Consider the following 19,854-nt stretch of genomic DNA (forward strand, 5'->3'; position numbering starts at 1 on the left):
GGCTCAGGTCACCGGACTGCTTTCGATCAGGTCGCGGAAGGCCGCCTCGAAGGCGCCCAACGCCGTGGCCACATGGGGCAGTTCCAGCGGATCCGGCGTCTGGAGCGCCCGTAGCCGCGACTCCTCCGCCGCGCCGAGCAGCGGCAGGGTCGCCAGCCGGAGCCGCAGGGTGTGCGGGGGGTCGCCGAAGCGGTGGCCCCCGGCCACGCTCCGGCCGAGCCGCCGCACCAGTTCGCGCTCCAGCTCCACCGAGTCGGTGATGCCACGGGCGGCGAGCACCCCGCGCAGCTCGTCCAGGTCGGCGTAGAGGTGCCGGCCGGCCTGCGGCGGGCGGGCCAGCGCCCCGACGGCGGTCAGCGCGCGGTAGGCGGCCGCGGCCACGGTCCCGTGCGCCCGGGCGGCGGCCGCCATCCGGTCCCGTACCGACTCGGGCTCGTCGAGGGCGTACGCGGCGGCCGCCGCGATGGGCGCGGGCAGCCCGGAGCGTACGGCGGTGAGCAGGGACAGCACCCGGCCGCGCAGCTCCGCCCCGCGCTCGGTGGCCGGGAAGCGGGCGATCGCGGCGGGCCAGCCCGCCGGGGTGAAGGCGCCCGCGAGATCGGAGAGCACGATCACGTTCTCCGGGGACATCTCGGCGGGGCTGAGCAGCACCGTGCCCCGCGGATGGTGGACGGTGTCCCGCCAGGTCTCGTCGCTGACGATCAGCAGCCCCTCGGCCACGGCCGCCTCGCACACCTCGTGCAGCAGCTCGGGCGGGGCCACCGTGCCGGTGGGATCGTCGGCCGCCGACAGCAGCAGGACCCGGGGCACCCCGCCCTCGGCGCGGATCCTGCGCACGGTCTCCAGCAGCGCGAACGGATCGGGCAGCCCACCGCATTCGGCCGGGACTGGCGCGTGGTGGGCGCGCCGGTCCACCAGCCGCACCAGCGGCGCGTACCAGGCGGCGCAGGGGCGGGGCAGCAGCACATCGCCGCCGGGGGCCGAGGCGAGCAGCGCCAGCAGCAGCGGCTCGGCGCCGGGGGCGACCACGACATGCTCCGGGTCGGTCCACAGCCCGCGCCGCGACCAGTAGCCACAGGCCGCCGAGCGCAGCCCGGCCGAGCCGCCGACCGGCTCCGGCGCGGTGTGACCGGCCGCCGCGACGAAGCCGTCGAGCAGCTCCGGGAGGACCGGCAGTCCGCCGTCGTCCCGGTCCGCCGGTGCCGGGGCGGTCCACTGCCGCTGCATTCCGTCCACACCTCCGCCCGTGTCCGGCGGGTCACCGCCCACGTATGTCCACCTTCGCAGATCTCCGGCCCCGTTTCGCGGAAGGGGGCCTGGGGACCCGGGCGCCATGACAGCGACGCCGGAACAACACGATGTGGTGACCCTGCTCACCGCGGACCACCATGCGGTGCGCGACCTCTTCGAGGGGTATCGCACCACCACCGACCCGGAGCTGCGTCGGCAGCTGGTCGACCGGATCACGGTGGCCGTGGTGCGGCACTCCGTGACCGAGGAGGCCCATCTGTACCCCACGGTCCGCAAGGCGCTGCCGAACGGCGACCGGATCGCCGACGAGGAGATCGAGGAGCTGACCGAGGCCGAGCGGATCCTGTCCGACCTGGACGCCGTGGACCCCCGGGACCGGCGGTTCGACCCGCTGGTCCAGGAGCTGATGGACGTGGTGTCCATGCACATCCGCGGCGAGGAGGACCTGGTCTTCCCCGAGCTGCGGGAGCGGCTCACCCCCGAGGAGCGGATGGCGCTGGGCCTGCGGGTCGGCGAGGCGGCGGCCGCGATGCAAGGGGTGCCCCCGGTCAGCCCGGAAGGTCCCGGTCCTGGTCGGACGCTGGCCGATCGGGTCCGGGAGCAGCTGACCGGCCGAACGCGATGAGGTCCCGCTCCAGGCCGCGGCCGCGGGTGCGCACCACGGTCTCGGCGAGCTCCGCCAGCTTGCGGTTGGTCCGCTGGGAGAGCCGGCGCAGCAGGTCGAACGCCTGGCCCGGGTCGCAGCCGAGGACGTACATGACGATGCCGCACGCCTGGTCCACCACCGGCCGGCGGCGCAGCGCCGTGTCCAGCTGGTCCACCTGGACCAGGGCGGCCCGGTAGAGCCGGTCGCGGGCCATGCTCTCGGTGGCCAGGTCGGCGAACGACCCGGTGGCGCCCTGAGCGGCCTTCCGCAGCGGCCCCGGGCGCAGCCCGTAGACCGAGACGGTCACGGTGAGCCCGTCGTAGGCGAAGGGAAGCGCGGCGGAGGACCGGATGCCCGCGTCCAGCGCCCGGGCCCGGTAGCGCGGCCAGCGGTCGTCGTGGAGCAGATCGTCGGCGCCCGCCGGGCGGCCGGTGTCCAGCGCCATGAGGATCGGGCCCTCCCCCACCCCCAGCTGGACCGACACCAGCGCGGACAGATCGGGGTGGGTGGCCGCCGTGGTCCGGTCGGCGTCCACGGCGCCGGGGGGCTCCTCGGCGAGTACGGCGGTGGCGGTGGCCCCGCAGCTCGCGGGGGTGCCCGCGGCGGCCTGCTCCGCCAGTTCGGCCAGACCGCGCCCGAGGGAGGGTGCGTCGGTCGGGAAGGCCGCGCGGATGTGCCTACGGTCGGGCATTGCCGAGTTCACTCCTTTCGCTCCGGTGCGATGTGCTGTCCGGCCCCGTCCTTCCGGGGCCCCTATTTTTTCGGGTCTCCACGCCCTTGAGTGGAAAACATCACCCATGTACTCCCGCGGCTGCGGGCAGGCTACGGTGTGCCCATGCCAGACGCACAGGAGTTTGGGGCGGAGTTCTCAGACTTCCGCAGACGGGTTGACGAGCTGCGGACCGCGCGGGCGCTGCCCTCGCATGAGCGGCCTTCCCTGCTGGACGCCGCTCTCTTCGAACTCCAGCATGTGGTGGACGTGCTGTGGCCACGGTACGAGGAGCTGACGGCCGACTCGTCCCGGAGCCCCGGCGGCGGCCGGGGCGACCCGCAGGAGCAGCAGCTGCTGCGGGCGCTGTTCCAGCGGCTGCCGATCGCCACGGTGCTGCTGGACCGCGATGCCGTGGTGCGGCGCATGAACTTCACCGCCACCCAGCTGTTCCACACCCGGGCCGGATACGCCACCGGCCGCCCGCTCACCGCCGCGCTGCGGCGCGACGGGCAGGCGGCGCTGCGCTCACAGGTCGCCGCGGTCGCGCGCGGCGAGGGCGACCGCAGTCTGACGGTGTGGCTGTCGCAGCCGCCCGTCCACGGTGAGGTGCGGGTGACCCTGGCCGCGCTGCGGCCGCCGGGCGAGCCGCATCCGGCGGTGCTGGCGGCGTTCCAGCCCGGGGTGGCCGGTCCGGCGGTGGACCAGGGGGCGGCCGGGGCGTGGGCCCAGGAGTCCCGGCCGGATCTGGGCGAGGTGTCCCGCCATGCCGAGCTGCTGGACCTGGTGGACGACACGGCGGCGGCGCTGCTGCGGGTGGACCCGGCCGGGGGCGGCCCGGAGGCGGTGCTGGCCGCGGCCGCGGAGGTGCTGCACGGCCGGTTCGCGGACTGGGTGATCGCCGACCTGGCCCCGGAGGACGGTCCCGGCAACCCGCGCCGGGTGGTGGCGCTCGGCCCGCGGGGCGCGGTGGGCGACCGTACGGCACCCCTGGCCGAGCAGGATCCGGCCGACTGCCCCGTGGTGGTCGACGCGCTGTACGACGGGGCCTCCGCGCTGCGGGTCAGCCCGGTCGACGCCGACGCCTTCGGCCGGGACGCCACGGGCGCTCCGGTGCTGGTGCGGGAGGAGGTCACCTCGCTGCTGTGCATACCCCTGCGGGCCGGCGCGGGCCCGGTCCTGGGGGCGCTCACGCTCTTCCGTACTGGCGGGCGCGGTGCCTTCGAGATGGCGGAGGCGGGCGTGGCGGACCGGATCTCCCGCCATGTCGCCCTGGCCATGGCGCGCACGGCCGAGCGCGCCCCGGCCCCCGGGGCGTGACCCGCGTACGGCACCGGCTCAGGCGGCATGGGCACCGACCTGCCTGCCCAGGCGGGCGCACGTGGCGCTGATCAGGCGGGACACCCGCATCTGGGAGATGCCGAGCCGGTCGGCGATCCGACTCTGGGTCTCGTCGCAGAAGAACCGCAGGTAGAGGATCTCTCGCTCGCGCTCGGGGAGCTTGCGCAACCAGGGCTTGAGGGATTCGCGCCGCACGACCCGCTCGTAGGAGGGCTCGGTGGAGCCGAGGGTGTCCATCAGGCCGAAGCCGTCGTCCGCGCCGGGCAGCTCCGCGTCCAGCGACAGCGGCGCGAAGCTGCCCAGGGCCTCCATGCCGGCGCGCACCTCCTCCTCGCTCAGACCGGTGTGCGCGGCGATGTCGGCCACCTTCGGGGTGCGCGCGTCCGGTGAGCGGGTGAGCTCCCGGACGGCGTCGCGGACCCGGACGCGCAGCTCCTGGACCCGGCGCGGGACGTGCACCCCCCACATGTGGTCACGGAAGTGGCGCTTGACCTCCCCGACCACGGTCGGGACGGCGTAGCTCTCGAAGGCCGAGCCGCGGTCCGGGTCATAGCGCCTGACGGCCTTGACCAGGCCGACCATGGCGACCTGCCGCAGATCCTCGGTGGCCTCGCCGCGGTTGCGGAACTGGCCGGCGAGCCGCTCGGCCATGGGCATCCAGGCCCGGACGACGTCCTGGCGCAGGGCCTCCTTCGACGGGCCGTCCGGCAGGGCGGCGATCCGGCGGAACTCGACGGAGGTGTCCGGGGCGTCGTCGTGCGGATGCCTGGGGTGTGCTCGGGGGTGTGCCCGTACGGACGTCATACGCCGCATCTCCCTAGAACTGCCGCCGGTCCCACCACGGGGGCAAACCTGGACGGACAGGGCGACCCGACGACACGCCTTTCGGAGCCGGGCTGCTCTCGTGGCATGCCTCCAGTCCGAAGCACGTTCAGCGGGTGCCCGCTTCGCGCCGTATCAAACGAGGTTTCCTTCGCCGGGCCCCGGTTACCCGTCGAATCCGCCGGAATCCGCGCTCGAGGAGGGCCCCATGACCGAGTACGGCTACTTCCTGGCCGCCGAAGAACACGGGCCTGCGGACCTTGTCGAGCAGGCCCGGATGGCGGAGCAGGCCGGTTTCAGCCATCTGTGGATCTCGGACCACTACCACCCGTGGAACGACGCCCAGGGCCAGAGCTCGTTCGTCTGGTCGGTGATCGGCGCCCTCGCGCAGGCCACCAGCCTGCCCGTGCAGACCGCGGTGACCTGCCCGATCATGCGTATCCACCCGGCCATCGTGGCCCAGGCCGCCGCGACCAGCGCGGTGCTGCTCGAGGGCCGCTTCCGGCTGGGCGTGGGCAGCGGCGAGGCGCTGAACGAGCATGTGCTGGGCGACCGTTGGCCGCCCGCGCCGATCCGGCTGGAGATGCTGGAGGAGGCCGTGATGGTGATGCGCCAGCTGTTCGAGGGGCGCCGCGTCACCCATCACGGCAAGCACTACACGGTGGAGAACGCCCGGCTGTACACCGTGCCCGAGGAGCCGGTGCCCATCGACATCGCGGCCTTCGGATCGGTCGCCGCCGCGCTGGCCGGACGGGTCGGCGACGGCTTCATCACCGTGAACCCGGACGCGGAGCTGGTGGCGCGGTTCCGGCGCGGCAGCGGCGCCGGGGGCAACAGCAAACCCGCCCGCGGCGGCCTGAAGGTGTGCTACGGCCCGGATCCCGACGAGGCGCTGCGCACCGCCCACCGGCTGTGGCCGACCGAGGGGCTGCCCGGCGAGGTGCTGTCGACGCTGACCACCCCGGCCCAGTTCGAGCAGGCCGCCCAGCTCGTCACCCCCGAGCGGATCGCCGATGAGGTGGTCTGCGGGGATGACGCGGAGGCGCATGTGTCCGCGCTGAACGCCTACGCGGAGGCCGGGTTCGACACCGTCTACGTCCATCAGATCGGCCCCGACCAGCGCGGCTTCTTCGACTTCTACCGCACCAAGGTGCTGCCGCAGGTGGCCGGTTGACCACGATCGCCGGTAAGAGCGATCGCCGAGAGGAGCGATGACCCACCATGACCATGAAAGTGGCCGACTACATACTCGCCCGGCTGTCGGAGTGGGGTGTCGAGCATGTGTTCGGCTACCCGGGGGACGGAATCAACGGCCTGCTCGCCGCATGGGGGCGGGCCGAGAACGAGCCCCGGTTCATCCAGGCCCGGCACGAGGAGATGGCCGCGTTCCAGGCCGTCGGCTACGCCAAGTTCAGCGGCCGCCTCGGCGTCTGCGCGGCGACCTCGGGACCCGGCGCGATCCACCTGCTGAACGGGTTGTACGACGCCAAGATGGACCACGTCCCGGTGGTGGCGCTGGTCGGCCAGACCCACCGCAGCGCGATGGGCGGCTCGTACCAGCAGGAGGTGGATCTGCACAGCCTCTTCAAGGACGTGGCCTCCGACTTCCTGGAGACGGTCACCGTCCCCGAGCAGCTGCCCAACGTCCTGGACCGGGCCATCCGCACCGCCTACGCCCGCCGCGCCCCCACCGCCGTGATCATCCCGGCGGATGTGCAGGACCTCGACTACTCCGCGCCCACCCACGACTTCAAGATGGTGCCCTCCAGCCTGGACCGCAGCGGCTGGTCCGCGGTGCCCTCCAGCAGCGCGGTGGAGCGGGCCGCCGAGGTGCTGAACGCGGGCGAGCGGGTGGCGATCCTGGTCGGCCAGGGCGCGGCCGGGGCGCGCAAGGAGGTCCAGCAGGCGGCCGAGACCCTCGGCGCCGGGGTGGCCAAGGCGCTGCTCGGCCTGGATGTGCTCAGCGATGAACTGCCCTATGTCACCGGGTCCACCGGACTGCTGGGCACCCGGCCCTCGTACGAGCTGATGCGGGACTGCGACACCCTGCTGACCATCGGCTCCAGCTTTCCGTACAGCCAGTTCCTGCCGGAGTTCGGCAAGGCGCGCGGGGTCCAGATCGATCTCGATCCGCACATGATCGGGATGCGCTATCCGTACGAGGTCAACCTGGTCGGTGACGCCCGCGAGACCCTGCTGCGGCTGCTGCCGCTGCTGGAGCGCAAGGAGGCGCGCGACTGGCAGGAGGAGATCGTCGCGGGCGTACGGCGCTGGCGCGAGGTGATGGGCTCCCGCGCGGAGGTGTCCGCCGATCCGATCAACCCCGAGTACGTGGCCCACTGCCTGGACCCGCTGCTGCCCTCGGACACCATCGTCACCTGCGACTCCGGCTCCGTCGCCAACTGGTACGCCCGCCATCTGCGGATGCGCGGCGAGATGCGCGGCTCGCTTTCTGGCACGCTGGCCACGATGGGCTGCGGAGTGCCGTACGCGATCGGCGCCAAGTTCGCCCGTCCGGACCGGCCGGCGGTGGCGCTGGTCGGGGACGGCGCGATGCAGATGAACGGCCTGGCGGAGCTGATCACGGTGGCCAAGTACCGCCAGTTGTGGGAGGACCCCCGGCTGGTGATCGCCATCTGGAACAACCAGGACCTCAACCAGGTCACCTGGGAGATGCGGGCCATGGGCGGGGCGCCGCAGTTCCCGCCGTCGCAGTCGATCCCGGATGTCTCCTACGCGCGGTTCGCCGAATCGCTCGGCATGACCGGCATCCGGGTGGAGAAGCCCGAGCAGGTCGAGCGGGCGTGGCGCGAGGCGCTGAGCGCGGACGGTCCGGCGGTCGTGGAGTTCCTCACCGACCCGGACGTCCCCCCGATCCCGCCGCACGCCACCCGGGAGCAGATGGAGGCCACGGTCGAGTCGATCATCAAGGGCGACCCGGACCGGGCGGGCATGGTCCGCCAGGGCCTGAAGGCGAAGGTGCAGGAGTTCCTGCCGCACCGGAAGAAGACGTCAGACGACGACTGAGGCGCCTGACGCACCTGGTGTTCCCGTTTCGACCCCGTCCGCGCTGGCTACCCGCCGCACCGTACGGAAGCGAACCCGGACCGGAACAGACCGGAAGGACGTGAGCAGCAATGAAGGTCGCCTTTCTCGTCGCCCCGGAAGGCGTGGAACAGGTCGAGCTGACCGACCCCTGGCAGGCGGTTCGGGACGCCGGGGGCACCCCCCGGCTGGTGTCCACCAAGCCCGGCAGCATCCAGGCGTTCAACCATCTCGACAAGGCTGACACCTTCGAGGTCGACCAGGTCGTGAAGGACGCGACGGTCGAGGAGTACGACGCCCTGGTGCTGCCCGGCGGGGTGGCCAATCCCGACTTCCTGCGCCTGGACGAGGCGGCCGTCGCCTTCGCCAGGGGCTTCTTCGACGCGGGCAAGCCGGTGGCCGCGATCTGCCACGCCCCCTGGACGCTGGTGGAGGCCGATGTCGTACGCGGCCGCACCCTGACGTCCTGGCCGAGCCTGCGCACCGACATCACCAACGCCGGCGGAACCTGGGTGGACGAGCAGGTCAAGGTCTGCACCGGCGGGCCCAACACCCTGATCACCAGCCGTAAGCCGGATGACCTCAAGGCGTTCCACGAGGCGTTCCTGGAGGAGTTCGCGAAGTCGACGAAGGGATCGGCACGATGACGGAGGACCGCAAGGAGCGGCAGCGCGACATGTACCGCGCGCCCGACCCCGCCGAAGGGCCGCTGACCACCGACCAGGGTGTGGCCGTCGACCACACCGATGACTCCCTCACCGTGGGCGAACGCGGCCCGACCCTGATGGAGGACTTCCACTTCCGCGAGAAGCTGACCCATTTCGACCACGAACGCATCCCGGAGCGGGTGGTGCACGCGCGGGGCGCGGGCGCGTACGGCTATTTCGAGCCGTACGAGTCCTGCGCGGAGTTCACCCGCGCCGCCTTCCTCCAGGACCCGTCGGTGCGCACCCCGGTCTTCGTACGGTTCTCCACCGTGCAGGGGCCCCGGGGCTCGGCGGACACGGTGCGGGACGTGCGGGGCTTCGCGACGAAGTTCTACACCTCGGAGGGCAACTACGACCTGGTCGGCAACAACATGCCGGTCTTCTTCATCCAGGACGGGATCAAGTTCCCCGACTTCGTGCACGCGCTCAAGCCGGAGCCGCAGAACGACATCCCGACCGGCGCCTCCGCCCATGACACCCTGTGGGACTTCGTCTCGCTCCAGCCCGAGACCATGCACATGATGATGTGGCTGATGTCGGACCGGGCGATTCCGCGCAGCTACCGGATGATGCAGGGCTTCGGGGTGCACACCTTCCGCTTTGTGGACGCCCAGGGCCGCGGCACCTTTGTGAAGTTCCACTGGAAGCCGAAACTGGGCGTCCACTCGCTGGTGTGGGACGAGGCGCAGGAGTGCCAGGGCCGCGACCCGGACTTCAACCGGCGCGATCTGTGGGAGGCGATCGAGGCGGGTCAGTACCCCGAGTACGAGCTGGGGGTGCAGCTGATCCCGGAGGAGGACGAGTTCAACTTCGATGTCGATCTGCTCGACGCCACGAAGATCATTCCGGAGGAGCAGGTGCCGGTGCGGCCGATCGGCCACATGGTCCTGAACCGCAACCCGGACAACTTCTTCGCGGAGACCGAGCAGGTGGCCTTCCACACCGCGAACGTGGTCCCCGGTATCGACTTCACCAATGACCCGCTGCTCCAGGCCCGTAACTTCTCGTATCTGGACACCCAGCTGATCCGGCTGGGCGGCCCCAACTTCGCACAGCTGCCGGTCAACCAGCCGGTCACCCCGGCCCGGACCAACCAGCGGGACGGCTACCACCAGAGCATGATCCACAAGGGGACGAACTACTCCCCCAACTCCCTCGGCGGCGGTTGCCCGGCCCTCGCGGGGGCGGACGGCTATGCCTTCTCCCACTACGCGGAGCGGGTCGAGGGCCATAAGATCCGCAAGCGGAGCGAGTCCTTCAAGGACTTCTACAGCCAGGCCGCGCTCTTCTGGAACAGCATGAGCGACTGGGAGAGGCGCCATATCGTGGACGCCTTCCGCTTCGAGCTGGGCAAGGTCGGCGCGGTACATGTCCGGGAGCGCACGGTCGGGCAGCTGGCCCAGGTCGACTACGACCTGGCCTCGCAGGTGGCCCAGGGCATCGGCGTGGCGCTGCCGGAGCCCGGCGCCAACAACCACAAGCCGCAGGCCTCGCCCGCGCTGAGCCTCGACAACCTCCAGGGCGACGGCTCCATCCGCACCCGGCAGATCGCGGTACTGGTCATGGACGGCGTGGACACCGGCCAGCTCACCCAGGCCCAGGAGGCGCTCACCGCCCAGGGCGCCATCGTCGAGGCCCTCGCCCCGCACGACGGCAAGGTCCTCGGCGCCGACGGCAATGGCTACGCGGTGGACCGCGCCCTCCCCACGGTCGCCTCCGTCCTCTACGACGCGGTCCTCCTCCCCGGCGGCCCCACCGGCACCCCCGGCCTGGCCTCCGACCCCGACGCCATGCGCTTCGTCCGCGACGCCTACCGCCACGGCAAGCCCATCGCGGCCCTCGGCTCCGGCGTCGGCATCCTCTCCTCCCTCGACCCGGAGGGCCTCCACATCGCCTCCGGCCACGGCCACGTCTGCACCGACCGCGGCGTCGTCACGGACACCACGACGGGCACGGCGAGCGAGGAATTCACCCAGGCCTTCACCGAGGCCATAGCCGCCCACCGGCACTGGGACCGGCCCCGGGTCCGCTGCTGAATTCCGCGGGGCGCGGTGGGCCGATATGCGGGTGGGGGGTGTTGAGCGGAGTTCGACTCCGCTCAACACCCCCCACCCGCACCCGTTGGTGCGGTCGGACCCGCAGGTGGTGCGGGCACCCCCGCGCCCCGGGTCGCACCCACCCCCGCGCCCCGGGCCACGCCCGGGTAGTCGGGCCCGCCCGGGCTTGAGGGCGTGCCCGCCCGGGCTTGAGGGCGTGCCCGCCGGGGGCCCGGCGTGGGTCCGCCGGGTGGGCCCGGGGCGGGCCGCCGGGCGGGCCCGGGGGTGGATCCACCGGGCGGACCCGGGGTGGATCCACCGGGCGGACCCGGGGTGGATCCACCGGGCGGACCCGGGGTGGATCCACCGGGCGGACCCGGGGTGGATCCACCGGGCGGGCCCGGGGTGGTCCACCGGGCGGGGTGGTCCGCCGGATGGGCCCACCCGCGCCCGGGCCGCGTTCGCGGGTGCGCAGCCCCGCTGGCGCTTGAGGAGCAGGACCCGGGGCGAAGCCCGCACGGTCCGCCGGGCGGGCCCACCCGCGCCCGGGCCGCGTTCGCGGGTGCGCAGCCCCGCTGGCGCTTGAGGCTTGAGGAGCGGGGCCCGGGGCGAAGCCCGCACGGTCCGCCGGATGGGCCCACCCGCGCCCGGGACGCGTTCGCGGGTGCGCAGCCCCGCTGGCGTTTGAGGAGCGGGGCCCGGGGCGAAGCCCGCACGGGGCCAAGGGCGGCACCCACTGGCAAGTGCGCCATCCAGCCCCTTCGGCGTTTGAGGAGCGGGGTCCGGGGCGGAGCCCCGGTGGGGGCGCGGGGGCGGAGCCCCCGCTTTCGGGAAGGGGCGGGGTGGGGAACTGCCCCCCTACGGCTCACGCCCCAACAGGGCCAAAAGCCGAGCCTGTGCATCCGCCCCCACCGGCGGCTCAACCGGCGCCGCAAACAGCCCGCTCTCCTCCAAATCCGCCGCATACGGCGCGACCTCCCGCACCGAAAAGTCCACCAGCGGCTTAGGAATGCGCTCATCCGCCCCAATCGCCCGGGCCAGATCCCACGCATGCACCGCCGCGTCAGCCGTCATCTGCGCGCAGTAATGCGTCGCGGGGCTCTCCCCGTACGAGAGGTCGACCATCCGGTCGAGCGCCCCCGGCTCGCGGAAGGCATCCCGCGCCGCGGTCGCCACCACATCCCACGTGGCGACGGGGTCGTCACCGAGCAGATCGCCCTCCAGCGCATCGCTCTGGTCGCCGACGCTCGCCCCCTCCCGGACCAGCGGCGGCACCCACATCTGCTCGACGGCGAGATGGTTCACCAGGTCGCGTACGGTCCATTCGGTGCAGGGCGTCGGGGCGTCCCACTGATCGGGCCGGATCGCGTGGACCCGTTCGGTGAAGAGGTCCAGCGCCTCGCTGTGCCTGGTCAGCAGCGGGTTCTCCGCCATGGGCGATCACCCCGTGTGAGGAGGATGAGGGGGCTGAGGAGGAGCCACAGGCCCCGAAGGGGCAGAAGGGGCAGAGGGCGCAGCAGGCGCAGAAGGCGCGGCAGGCGCACCGGGCCGCCGCCCAGCCCCCTGCCCCGCCGCGCTCTTCAGCCACCCCGCCACCACCAGCAACAGCGCGAAGACGACCAACGCCGCCGCCCACCCCGGAAGCGCCAGCGCGAACAGCAGCACCAGGCACGCCGTCAGCGCACCCCCCGCGTAGAGCGCGGCCGCCGCCGCGCCACCGTAGAGGCGGACCGCGCGCCGCCCGGACTGCTCACGCAGCTCCCGGCGGACCTCTTCGCGGACGGCTCGTGCGACCGGCTCCGCCAGGTCCCCGGCCGAGGGTATGCCCGCCTTCGGATAGTCCGATTTATCAGTCATGTGCCGCCGGGTACCCGTACCCCATCCCCGTTAACAGTCCTCAACAGTCCCCGTCAACGCGAGCGGACCACGGGTACGCGGGCACTTCCGCAGGGCGTCTCGACAGAGCACGGCGCCGGACCCGGCCCCTGATGTCCCGCGTCCGGCGCCGCTCCTCACTCCCTACGGGCCGCTCGGCCGACCGACGGGTCCCCCTCCCCCACGGGCCTCAAACCCCAGCATCGAACGTGGTCCCCAATCGTCCCGACGGCGTGGTCCCGATCGTCCCGACGACCTCGTGTCGATGTCGTCGTCATGGGTACGCGTGGGGGACGCGAAATCTGGAGGGAGTACATGCGACTCGCACATCTCCAACCGCTCTACGACCGCCCGGGCCCCTGGGCCAGCGTCTACTTCGACACCTCGCACCCCGACGAGTCAGCGGCCGAGGAGCAGGAACGCGCCGCCCGCGAGGCGAGCCGCCGGCTGGAAGGGCAGGGCGCCGACCAGGCCACCTGCCGTGCGGTGTACGACAGGCTGGCCGCGCTGCCGCCCGGTGCGGGACCGGCCGGGTGGGCCGTCTTCGCCACGGCCGGTGAAGTGGTCCTCGACACCCCGTTGCTGACCCCGCCGCCGATGAGCGAGCCCCCGTGCTGGTCGGCGCTTCCACATGTGGGGCCGCTGCTGGAGCTGACCGGCGAGGACCCGTCCTGCCTGGTGGCGTACATCGACCGCACCGGCGCGGACGTCGAGCTGCGCGACGCGCACGGCGGCGACCGGGTCGGCTCGGTGGAGGGTCGGCAGTGGCCGGTGCACCGGACCGCCAGCGCCGACTGGTCGGAGCGCCACTTCCAGCTCAAGACGGAGAACACCTGGGAGCAGAACGCCGCCCTGATCGCCGATGAGCTGGGCACCTGCCGGCAGGAGACCGGCGCGGATCTGGTGGTGCTGGCCGGGGACCCGCGCGAGCGGCGCGCGGTCCACGAGCGGCTGCCCAAGGAGCTGCGCTCGGCGGCGGTGGAGACCTCGCGCGGGGGCCGCGCCCCCGGTTCCGCCCCGCCCGGCAGCCACGCCGCCCGGCTGCTGGACCAGGAGGTGGACGACGCACGCGCCCGCTACGCCCAAGAGCGCGATGAGGAGGCGCTGGAGCGGTTCCGGGCCGGCCGGATGCCCTCCGGCGGGCGCGTGGAGGCGGCCGAGGGAGTTCCGGCGCTGGTCGACGCGGCACGTGAGCACCGCATAGGCTCGTTGCTGATACGCCCGGACGGGCCCGATCTGTACCGCGAGGTATGGGTGGGCACCGAACCCGACCAGCTGGCCTTGCGCCGTACCGATGTCCAGTACCTGGGCGACACCCAGCCGTCCCCGGCCCGCGCCGACGACGCGCTGATCCGTTCGGTCGTGGCCACCGGCGCCGAAGCGCTGATGGTGGCACCGGCCGGGGCGGAGCCGAACGGCGACGACATCCCGGTGGGCGGCCTCGGCGCACTGCTGCGCTGGCCGTACGAGGGCGGCACGGATTGAACATCCCGGGAGCGGATTCGACCGTCCCGGGAACCGATTGACACATCCTGGGAGATGACCGGCCCGGGAGACACACGGACCCGCTGAGGAAGGGGACCGACATGCAGCGAGGCAGCGACCGGCTGAGCGTCCACAAGGACGACGAGATGAAGCACGAGCTCCAGGGGCTGATCCGCTCCGGGCACCCGACCCGTGCCGAGGAGTGGCACGACCCGGAGCCGTCCGCCGACGACGACCCGGACGTCGCCCTGGGGCCGATCCCGGCTCGGGGGACGACCGGCGAGGCCGAGGCGGTGCGCTTCGAGTTCGCCCGCCGACTGGGACGTACGTCGTTCCCGGCGGACCGCGAGGGGCTGCTGGACGTCCTGGAGGACCGGCACGCGCCGGACGGGCTGATCGCTCTGGCCGAGGAACTGCCCACGGACCAGACGTTCCACACGGTGCAGGAGGTGGTCTCGGCGCTGGGGCTGCACCCGAGCACGTAGCCGCGGCCGCGCCCGAGTACATGGGGGATCCCCCAGGGATCGCGGACGGGGCGTATCCGTCGCGCATACTCCCCGCCCCGGCTGGGTACTGCGGGCAGCACATCACCCACGAAGGGGGAGGTGGACAGATGCCCCACGACCCACCTCGCGACCCGACGCGCCCCGTGCGGGAGGTCATGACGCGGCCCGCGATCTGGGTACGCCCGGACGCCTCGCTGGTGGAGGCCGCTCAACTGATGCGCGCACAGGACATCGGCGATGTGCTGATCGCCAGCGAGGGAGAGGTGCTCGGCGTCCTCACCGACCGCGACATCACTCTCCGCGCGGTCGCCGAGGGCGTCGACCCCCTCGCCGTCACCTGCCATGCCATATGCACCCCGGATCCGGTGACGATCGGGCCGGACGAGGAGGTGGCCGAGGCCGCCGCGCTGATGCGGCGGCATGCGGTGGGGCGGCTGCCGGTGGTCGAGGCGGGGCGTGCGCTGGGCGTGATCAGCCGGGGCGATGTGACGGAGCCGCGTATCTGACGGAGCTGCGTATCTGACGGAGCCGCGTATCTGACGGGATCGCCCTGGCGTCCCGCAGCGCCGCTCCCGCATCCTCGTTCCCGCAGCACCGTTTCCGCAGCACATTCCGCCGAAGGGGCGGTGGGGTCCGTGTCCCCGCCGCCCCTTCGGCGCGATACCGACCGTTCGCATGTCGAGACGGATCTTCTCGTGATGCGAGATGCCCTCTACCGTGGAGCCACCCGTTCACCGGTCCCGAAGGGGGAGTTCCGCCATGCCGAAGGACACCGCCGTCTACACCCACGGCCACCATGAGTCGGTGCTGCGCTCGCACACCTGGCGCACCGCCGCCAACTCCGCCGCGTACCTCACCGGCCATCTGCGGCCCCATATGCGGATCCTGGACATCGGCTGCGGCCCCGGCACCATCACCGCGGACCTGGCGGAGCTGGTCCCCCAGGGGCAGGTCACGGGCGTCGACGCGGAGGGCGCCATCCTGGAGCGGGCGCGTGCGGTGGCCGAGGAGCGCGGGCTGGCCAATGTCTCCTTCGCGGTCGCCGACGTCCACGCACTGGACCACCCCGACGACTCCTTCTGCGTGGTCCACGCCCATCAGGTGCTCCAGCACGTCGGCGACCCGGTGGGGGCGCTGCGCGAGATGCGACGGGTGTGCGCGCCGGGCGGCATCGTGGCGGTGCGCGACTCCGACTACGCCGCCATGACCTGGTATCCGTCCGTCCCCGGGCTGGACGGCTGGCTGGACCTCTACCGCCGGGTCGCACGGGCCAACGGCGGCGAGCCGGACGCCGGTCGCAGGCTGCGTTCCTGGGCCCTGGAGGCGGGGTTCACCGACATCACCTCGACCGCCACGGCGTGGGCCTACGCCACCGAGGAGGAGCGGGCGTGGTGGAGCGGGCTGTGGGCGGACCGCACGGTCGCCTCCTCCTACGCCCGGCTCGCGGTGGACGGCGGCCATGCCACGGAGGAGGAGCTGCGGTCGATCGCGGCGGCGTGGCGGACGTGGGGCGAGGCTCCGGACGGTTGGTTCGGCATCCTGCACGGTGAGATCCTCTGCCGCGTCTGAGCAGTTCAACTAGGCTCGCCCGCATGGATATTCTGGGGACTTCACTCCGCGTGTGCGTCGACGACCTGGACTCGGCGATCGCCGTCTACGAAAAGCTGACGGGAGCCGAGGCGGTGCGCTTCCAGCGCGGCCCCGTCGCGGTCGCGGCGGTCGGCTGCTTCTTCCTGATGAGCGGACCGGAGTCGGAGATGTCGATTCTCCGCAAGATCACGGCGACGATCGCGGTGAAGGACGTGGATGAGGCGATCGCCGATCTGACGGCGGTCGGTGGGCAGATCGTCGCCGGTCCGCTGCCCGCCCCCGTGGGCCGCACCCTGGTGGCCCGCCACCCCGACGGCTCGATCTTCGAGTACGTCGACCGGAACCCGGCGTGACCCGCCCGTGAACACACCGTCCGGCAGACCCGTCAGGAGGGCGGTCCCGGATCCACGATGACCTCCTCGTCGTCGACCTCCTCGTAGAGATCGTCCACATCCCGGAGCTCATCGCTCTTGATCCGGACCGCCTCCTCCTCGGCGGACAGCCCGCTGGTCGAGCCCTCCTGGGAGTAGACGTCCTGCTCACGCGGGAGGTCGGGATCCGGCTCGTCGTACAGCAGCCCGGCCGGTTCCGGCACGCTGCCGACCGGCTCCCCCGCCTCCGGCTCCTCGTCCGTCAACCGCTCGTCGAGTGACTCCCGCTCACGCGTCTCCGCGCTCGTGGTGTCCCGGTACACGGCGATCGTCGGCTCGTCCCCGGCCACGGGCAACTGCTCGGGATCCTCGGCCCACTGCTGCCCGGGCGTCCCGTCCTGGAGATCGGGAATCCCCTCATCCTCCGGATCCGCCCCAGGATCATGCGGTGTCCTCACGGTACGCGGCTCCTTTCCGGTGATGCACCATGCCGGCGTCCATGCCCGGGTGCCCACCATGCACCACCGCCATGCGGACCCGGCCCCGCCCTGGCCCCCTCCGGCTCACGATGACCCACGGCGCGGGACCCGCCACGCGGGCGCGGCCCGGCCGGGACCACTCGGCGGGCGCGGGACGCATGCGGGCGCGGCCCGGGCGGGCCGCGAAGCGCCCCTACAGGGCGCAGGCCGCCGACGGACGCACCCGGGCTCGCCGCGCGGCCACGCGCCAGGCGAGACGCGATGCGGGCCGGTGCCCGCGGGCCGCAGCGCGAGCGCCGCGCCGCCCCCGCAAGCCCGCCCGCGAGCGCGGCCGGATCGGGCGGCCGACCGCAGGCCAAGCCCAGCAGGCGGCCCATTTGCGACCAGCCCACGTGCAGAGCGCGGGCGCAGCCCGGCCAAAGCACTCGCCATGCGGGCGCACGCCGGTTGGGCCGTCGCACGGCCCGGCCCAGACCACTCGGCGGGCGCGGGACACATGCGGGCGCGGCCCGGGCGGGCCGCTCGTCGAGGGGGCGCACCCCGGCGTGGTTTCTGCGGGCCGTAGGCCCGCTAGGCGGGCCGCATGCGGAATTCGTAGTGGGCGGGGAGGGGGTGGTCGGCGTGGGTTCGGGCGCGGGCCTCCTCGGTGAGTGGGTCCTCGGTGCCGGTCGCCAGCCGTTCCACGATCGCGTACCAGGTGTCGCTCAACGCCTCGTCGCCCTCGCGCAGATCGCAGACCTCGAAGCCCTCGTCGAAGACGGCGCGGGCGGCCAGGGCGTCGCCCTGGGCCAGCAGGACCTGGGCGCGCAGCAGCCGGAAGCGGCCGCGTGCGCGGATGGCGGGGCGCAGGGCGTCGAGTACCGCTCGTGCGTCGTCGGCGCGGTCGGCCGCGAGCAGCGCGACGATCGCCTCCCGGCCCAGCGCCGCCTCGGCCGTCTCCAGGGCGAGCGGGTCCGCGGCGACGGGCGGCGCGGCCAGCGAGACGCCCGCCCCCTGCCCGGCTCCCTCCCCCCGCGCCACGCCCTGCCCCGTTCCCGCCGTTTCGAGCACCGCAGGCGCCTCGGGCTCCGGGGCGGTGGCCGAGGCGAGGAGGAGCCGTACGGCGCGCAGCAGCCGTTCCGCCGCGCGCGCCGCATGGCCGGACGCGGTGTCGGCGACGGCGAGACACCGCAGCGTCCAGGGCGTCTCCGCGCACCGCAGCGACCGCTCCCAGCTGCGCTCGGCCTGGGCGCGGTCGCCCGCGTGCCACTGGGCGACACCCAGGTGGTACTCGGCGGCGGCGGTGGAGGGCGCCGCTTCGAGGAGGTCGCGCCAGGCGGGCGCGACGACGGATGCGCCGGGGTCGGCCTGGGGGCGGCCCGGCTCCCAGTCGGGCAGGGCGCCGGTGCGCAGCAACCGGCGCCACGGCTCCTGCTCCTCCCCCAGCGTGTCGGGGTCGAACGGCGTCCCGGGCAGTTGGAATCCGCCGCGCTCGATCTCCAGCGCGCCCCAGCCGGAGCCGGTCGCGAGGCGCTCCGCCGGTTCCGCGTCGGCGTACGGGCGCCAGGCGGCGTAGGCCGCGTCGACGGCGGCGCGCGGCAGCGCGGCCTCCAGCCGGGTCTCGGTCTCGCGGCGGGCGGCGGCCCAGTCGGCGCCGTGGACGGCTGCCGGGTCGGTGGTCAGCGGCCCGTACGCCTCCAGCCAGGCGAACTCCTCGCCCGCCTCCAGCGGGATGTGCTCGAGCTGGGTGCGGGCGAGCCCGGCCTGGATCTCGGCGTAGCCGCCGGTGCCGGGCTCGGTCAGCCACTGCTGCCAGCGGCGGCCGCCGGGGCCCGCGCCCCAGACGAAGAGCTTGCGGCCGCGCAGCAGATCGGTCGAGGTCTGGACGAGGCCGCCACCGTCGGCGTCGAGTGAGGCGATCCAGCGGCGGACGCCGTCGGGCACCTCGTAGAAGTAGTCGGCGGGGTAGGCGCCGCGCAGCGGATAGGTGCGGTCGGCGCCGTCCCACTCGGGGACCGGGACCTTGCTGAGGGTGCGGGCGTAGCCGAAGTGCCAGGCGCCGTCGGCGGGGGCGAGGACGCGGGTGTGCTCGTCCTCGGGGACGGCGATGTTGGACCACCAGTAGACGGGGGCCGGGAGGTGGTGGGGGTTGCGGATCCGGACGCCCACGTGGAGGAACGAGGAGTCGGCGGGCAGCCACAGGTCCACCTGGAAGGGCAGGTCGCGCAGCCGCTCCCACTCCCACAGCCGCACCATCGCGCCCCCGTCGGCGGCGTCGGGCGCGGGGACCCGGGCGGCGTGCAGGGGTGAGCAGGAGAGGGTGGTGTGGCCGGTGGCGCCGATGTTCCACTCGATCCCGCCGGAGAACCAGGCGCCGTTGAGGGCGAAGTCGGCGGGCTGGAGCACCGGGTTCCGGTACAGCAGTTCACGGCCGGTCGGCTTGTGGACCAGTGAGTGGACCCGGCCGCCGAGCCCCGGCAGCACGGTGGCCCGCAGCCGGTCGTTCTCCAGGACGATGGCGTCGAGCGCGGCGGGGGCGCGGTCGCGGCCGTAGCCGTCGCGCAGCCGCACCGGCAGCACCGACCGCAGGGGTGCGTAGGCGACCTGACGGGCCATGTCGGTGGGGAGGGCGGCCCGGGTGCGGTCGTCCACGCGGTGCACCTCGTCGAGGGGGCGCAGCGCGGGCAGGGGGTTGTCGGGCCCCACGGGGGCGGTGGGAAGGGTCAGAGTGGTACGTCGCACGCTCGTGGCCACGGGCTGCCTCGTTCCGACTGCCTTGGGTCACCTCGGTGCGGCGACCGTCCGGTGACCATGGAACAACGCCGACGGGCCCGCTGAACAGAGCCGCTTCGGACCGATCGTGGCGACCCGTCAGCCGTACCGGCGCCCGGCACCCGGCACCCGGCACTGTCGTCCGGCACCCTGAGCAGGCCGGAGGAAGCCCGCTACGGTTCGGGCAGCGCCCCGAAGGGGCGCGGGCTGCGTCGATGTGCGGCTCCGCCGCGGCTGTGC

Annotated in this window: 18 protein-coding genes; 11 read left to right on the forward strand and 7 right to left on the reverse strand. The window is 73.4% G+C overall.

The features are described 5' to 3' along the window. Positions 1–3 precede the first annotated feature (3 nt). Positions 4–1,227: an aminotransferase class I/II-fold pyridoxal phosphate-dependent enzyme gene (locus ABD329_RS17190; RefSeq protein ID WP_198279345.1), complete on the reverse strand. Its 1,224-nt coding sequence runs from the start codon at positions 1,225–1,227 to the stop codon at positions 4–6. Between the two features lie 106 nt (positions 1,228–1,333). Between ABD329_RS17190 and ABD329_RS17195 the strand changes: the two genes are divergently transcribed. Further along, positions 1,334–1,876 carry a hemerythrin domain-containing protein gene (locus ABD329_RS17195; RefSeq protein WP_198279337.1) on the forward strand — a complete coding sequence of 181 codons (543 nt, stop codon included), beginning with the start codon at positions 1,334–1,336 and terminating at the stop codon, positions 1,874–1,876. Here ABD329_RS17195 and ABD329_RS17200 read toward each other — a convergent pair. Then, a complete protein-coding gene (locus tag ABD329_RS17200) occupies positions 1,800–2,588 on the reverse strand; it encodes an ANTAR domain-containing response regulator (RefSeq protein ID WP_198279338.1) in 789 nt (262 codons plus the stop codon). The genes ABD329_RS17195 and ABD329_RS17200 overlap by 77 nt on opposite strands. Positions 2,589–2,732: 144 nt before the next feature. Here ABD329_RS17200 and ABD329_RS17205 point away from each other — a divergent pair, with 144 nt between their 5' ends. Next, positions 2,733–3,926 carry a PAS domain-containing protein gene (locus ABD329_RS17205; protein WP_198279339.1) on the forward strand — a complete coding sequence of 398 codons (1,194 nt, stop codon included), beginning with the start codon at positions 2,733–2,735 and terminating at the stop codon, positions 3,924–3,926. Between the two features lie 18 nt (positions 3,927–3,944). Here the strand turns inward: ABD329_RS17205 and ABD329_RS17210 are convergent, their stop codons facing one another. Then, a complete protein-coding gene (locus ABD329_RS17210; RefSeq protein ID WP_198279340.1) occupies positions 3,945–4,751 on the reverse strand; it encodes a SigB/SigF/SigG family RNA polymerase sigma factor in 807 nt (268 codons plus the stop codon). Between the two features lie 226 nt (positions 4,752–4,977). Between ABD329_RS17210 and ABD329_RS17215 the strand changes: the two genes are divergently transcribed. The 4 genes from ABD329_RS17215 to ABD329_RS17230 all read left to right on the forward strand — a co-directional run bounded on the left by ABD329_RS17215 (position 4,978) and on the right by ABD329_RS17230 (position 10,557). After that, positions 4,978–5,943 (forward strand): TIGR03557 family F420-dependent LLM class oxidoreductase, encoded by a 966-nt coding sequence (locus tag ABD329_RS17215; protein ID WP_198279341.1) that lies wholly within the window; start codon positions 4,978–4,980, stop codon positions 5,941–5,943. Between the two features lie 47 nt (positions 5,944–5,990). Further along, the gene (locus ABD329_RS17220; protein WP_198279342.1) at positions 5,991–7,796 is read left to right on the forward strand and encodes a thiamine pyrophosphate-requiring protein; all 1,806 of its coding nucleotides are present in this window, start codon (positions 5,991–5,993) and stop codon (positions 7,794–7,796) included. Positions 7,797–7,906: 110 nt separating this feature from the next. Further along, positions 7,907–8,461 carry a type 1 glutamine amidotransferase domain-containing protein gene (locus ABD329_RS17225; protein ID WP_198279343.1) on the forward strand — a complete coding sequence of 185 codons (555 nt, stop codon included), beginning with the start codon at positions 7,907–7,909 and terminating at the stop codon, positions 8,459–8,461. After that, positions 8,458–10,557, forward strand: coding sequence for a catalase (locus ABD329_RS17230; RefSeq protein ID WP_198279344.1), 2,100 nt, complete (start codon positions 8,458–8,460; stop codon positions 10,555–10,557). The genes ABD329_RS17225 and ABD329_RS17230 overlap by 4 nt, the downstream gene beginning before the upstream one ends. An 858-nt stretch (positions 10,558–11,415) precedes the next feature. Here ABD329_RS17230 and ABD329_RS17235 read toward each other — a convergent pair. Further along, positions 11,416–11,991 (reverse strand): TIGR03086 family metal-binding protein, encoded by a 576-nt coding sequence (locus ABD329_RS17235; RefSeq protein ID WP_198282540.1) that lies wholly within the window; start codon positions 11,989–11,991, stop codon positions 11,416–11,418. 6 nt (positions 11,992–11,997) lie between these two features. Further along, entirely contained in the window at positions 11,998–12,414 is a 417-nt protein-coding gene (locus tag ABD329_RS17240) for a phage holin family protein (RefSeq protein ID WP_344316596.1), read from the reverse strand. Between the two features lie 333 nt (positions 12,415–12,747). On the opposite strand from ABD329_RS17240, the gene ABD329_RS17245 reads away from it, so the two are divergent. From ABD329_RS17245 to ABD329_RS17265, 5 genes are all read left to right on the forward strand, one after another. Further along, complete coding sequence (locus ABD329_RS17245) at positions 12,748–13,917, forward strand: baeRF2 domain-containing protein (RefSeq protein ID WP_198281184.1); 1,170 nt, start codon at positions 12,748–12,750, stop codon at positions 13,915–13,917. 101 nt (positions 13,918–14,018) lie between these two features. Beyond that, positions 14,019–14,402: a DUF2795 domain-containing protein gene (locus tag ABD329_RS17250; protein ID WP_198281183.1), complete on the forward strand. Its 384-nt coding sequence runs from the start codon at positions 14,019–14,021 to the stop codon at positions 14,400–14,402. 176 nt (positions 14,403–14,578) lie between these two features. Continuing rightward, positions 14,579–14,929 (forward strand): CBS domain-containing protein, encoded by a 351-nt coding sequence (locus ABD329_RS17255; RefSeq protein ID WP_246619050.1) that lies wholly within the window; start codon positions 14,579–14,581, stop codon positions 14,927–14,929. A 253-nt stretch (positions 14,930–15,182) separates the two neighbouring features. Beyond that, positions 15,183–15,992, forward strand: a complete 810-nt coding sequence (locus ABD329_RS17260; RefSeq protein WP_198281181.1) for a class I SAM-dependent methyltransferase — start codon at positions 15,183–15,185, stop codon at positions 15,990–15,992. A 23-nt stretch (positions 15,993–16,015) separates the two neighbouring features. Next, positions 16,016–16,366, forward strand: coding sequence for a VOC family protein (locus ABD329_RS17265; protein WP_037962492.1), 351 nt, complete (start codon positions 16,016–16,018; stop codon positions 16,364–16,366). Positions 16,367–16,398: 32 nt separating this feature from the next. Here the strand turns inward: ABD329_RS17265 and ABD329_RS17270 are convergent, their stop codons facing one another. Next, positions 16,399–16,842: a hypothetical protein gene (locus ABD329_RS17270; protein WP_198281180.1), complete on the reverse strand. Its 444-nt coding sequence runs from the start codon at positions 16,840–16,842 to the stop codon at positions 16,399–16,401. 591 nt (positions 16,843–17,433) lie between these two features. Next, positions 17,434–19,596: a DUF5107 domain-containing protein gene (locus tag ABD329_RS17275; RefSeq protein ID WP_344316597.1), complete on the reverse strand. Its 2,163-nt coding sequence runs from the start codon at positions 19,594–19,596 to the stop codon at positions 17,434–17,436. Positions 19,597–19,854 lie beyond the last annotated feature (258 nt).

This window comes from Streptomyces javensis (genome assembly GCF_039525925.1).
In the GTDB taxonomy this organism is placed as follows: Bacteria; Actinomycetota; Actinomycetes; order Streptomycetales; family Streptomycetaceae; genus Streptomyces; species Streptomyces asiaticus.

What these genes read in the sequence shown, in the direction of transcription:
- ABD329_RS17215 (WP_198279341.1), top strand. Translation starts at nt 4,978, where the DNA reads ATGACCGAGTACGGCTACTTCCTGGCCGCCGAAGAACACGGGCCTGCG.
- ABD329_RS17230 (WP_198279344.1), top strand. Translation starts at nt 8,458, where the DNA reads ATGACGGAGGACCGCAAGGAGCGGCAGCGCGACATGTACCGCGCGCCC.
- ABD329_RS17240 (WP_344316596.1), bottom strand. Translation starts at nt 12,414, where the DNA reads ATGACTGATAAATCGGACTATCCGAAGGCGGGCATACCCTCGGCCGGG.
- ABD329_RS17260 (WP_198281181.1), top strand. Translation starts at nt 15,183, where the DNA reads ATGCCGAAGGACACCGCCGTCTACACCCACGGCCACCATGAGTCGGTG.
- ABD329_RS17190 (WP_198279345.1), bottom strand. Translation starts at nt 1,227, where the DNA reads ATGCAGCGGCAGTGGACCGCCCCGGCACCGGCGGACCGGGACGACGGC.
- ABD329_RS17210 (WP_198279340.1), bottom strand. Translation starts at nt 4,751, where the DNA reads ATGACGTCCGTACGGGCACACCCCCGAGCACACCCCAGGCATCCGCAC.
- ABD329_RS17245 (WP_198281184.1), top strand. Translation starts at nt 12,748, where the DNA reads ATGCGACTCGCACATCTCCAACCGCTCTACGACCGCCCGGGCCCCTGG.
- ABD329_RS17220 (WP_198279342.1), top strand. Translation starts at nt 5,991, where the DNA reads ATGACCATGAAAGTGGCCGACTACATACTCGCCCGGCTGTCGGAGTGG.
- ABD329_RS17205 (WP_198279339.1), top strand. Translation starts at nt 2,733, where the DNA reads ATGCCAGACGCACAGGAGTTTGGGGCGGAGTTCTCAGACTTCCGCAGA.
- ABD329_RS17255 (WP_246619050.1), top strand. Translation starts at nt 14,579, where the DNA reads ATGACGCGGCCCGCGATCTGGGTACGCCCGGACGCCTCGCTGGTGGAG.
- ABD329_RS17265 (WP_037962492.1), top strand. Translation starts at nt 16,016, where the DNA reads ATGGATATTCTGGGGACTTCACTCCGCGTGTGCGTCGACGACCTGGAC.
- ABD329_RS17235 (WP_198282540.1), bottom strand. Translation starts at nt 11,991, where the DNA reads ATGGCGGAGAACCCGCTGCTGACCAGGCACAGCGAGGCGCTGGACCTC.
- ABD329_RS17250 (WP_198281183.1), top strand. Translation starts at nt 14,019, where the DNA reads ATGCAGCGAGGCAGCGACCGGCTGAGCGTCCACAAGGACGACGAGATG.
- ABD329_RS17225 (WP_198279343.1), top strand. Translation starts at nt 7,907, where the DNA reads ATGAAGGTCGCCTTTCTCGTCGCCCCGGAAGGCGTGGAACAGGTCGAG.
- ABD329_RS17195 (WP_198279337.1), top strand. Translation starts at nt 1,334, where the DNA reads ATGACAGCGACGCCGGAACAACACGATGTGGTGACCCTGCTCACCGCG.
- ABD329_RS17200 (WP_198279338.1), bottom strand. Translation starts at nt 2,588, where the DNA reads ATGCCCGACCGTAGGCACATCCGCGCGGCCTTCCCGACCGACGCACCC.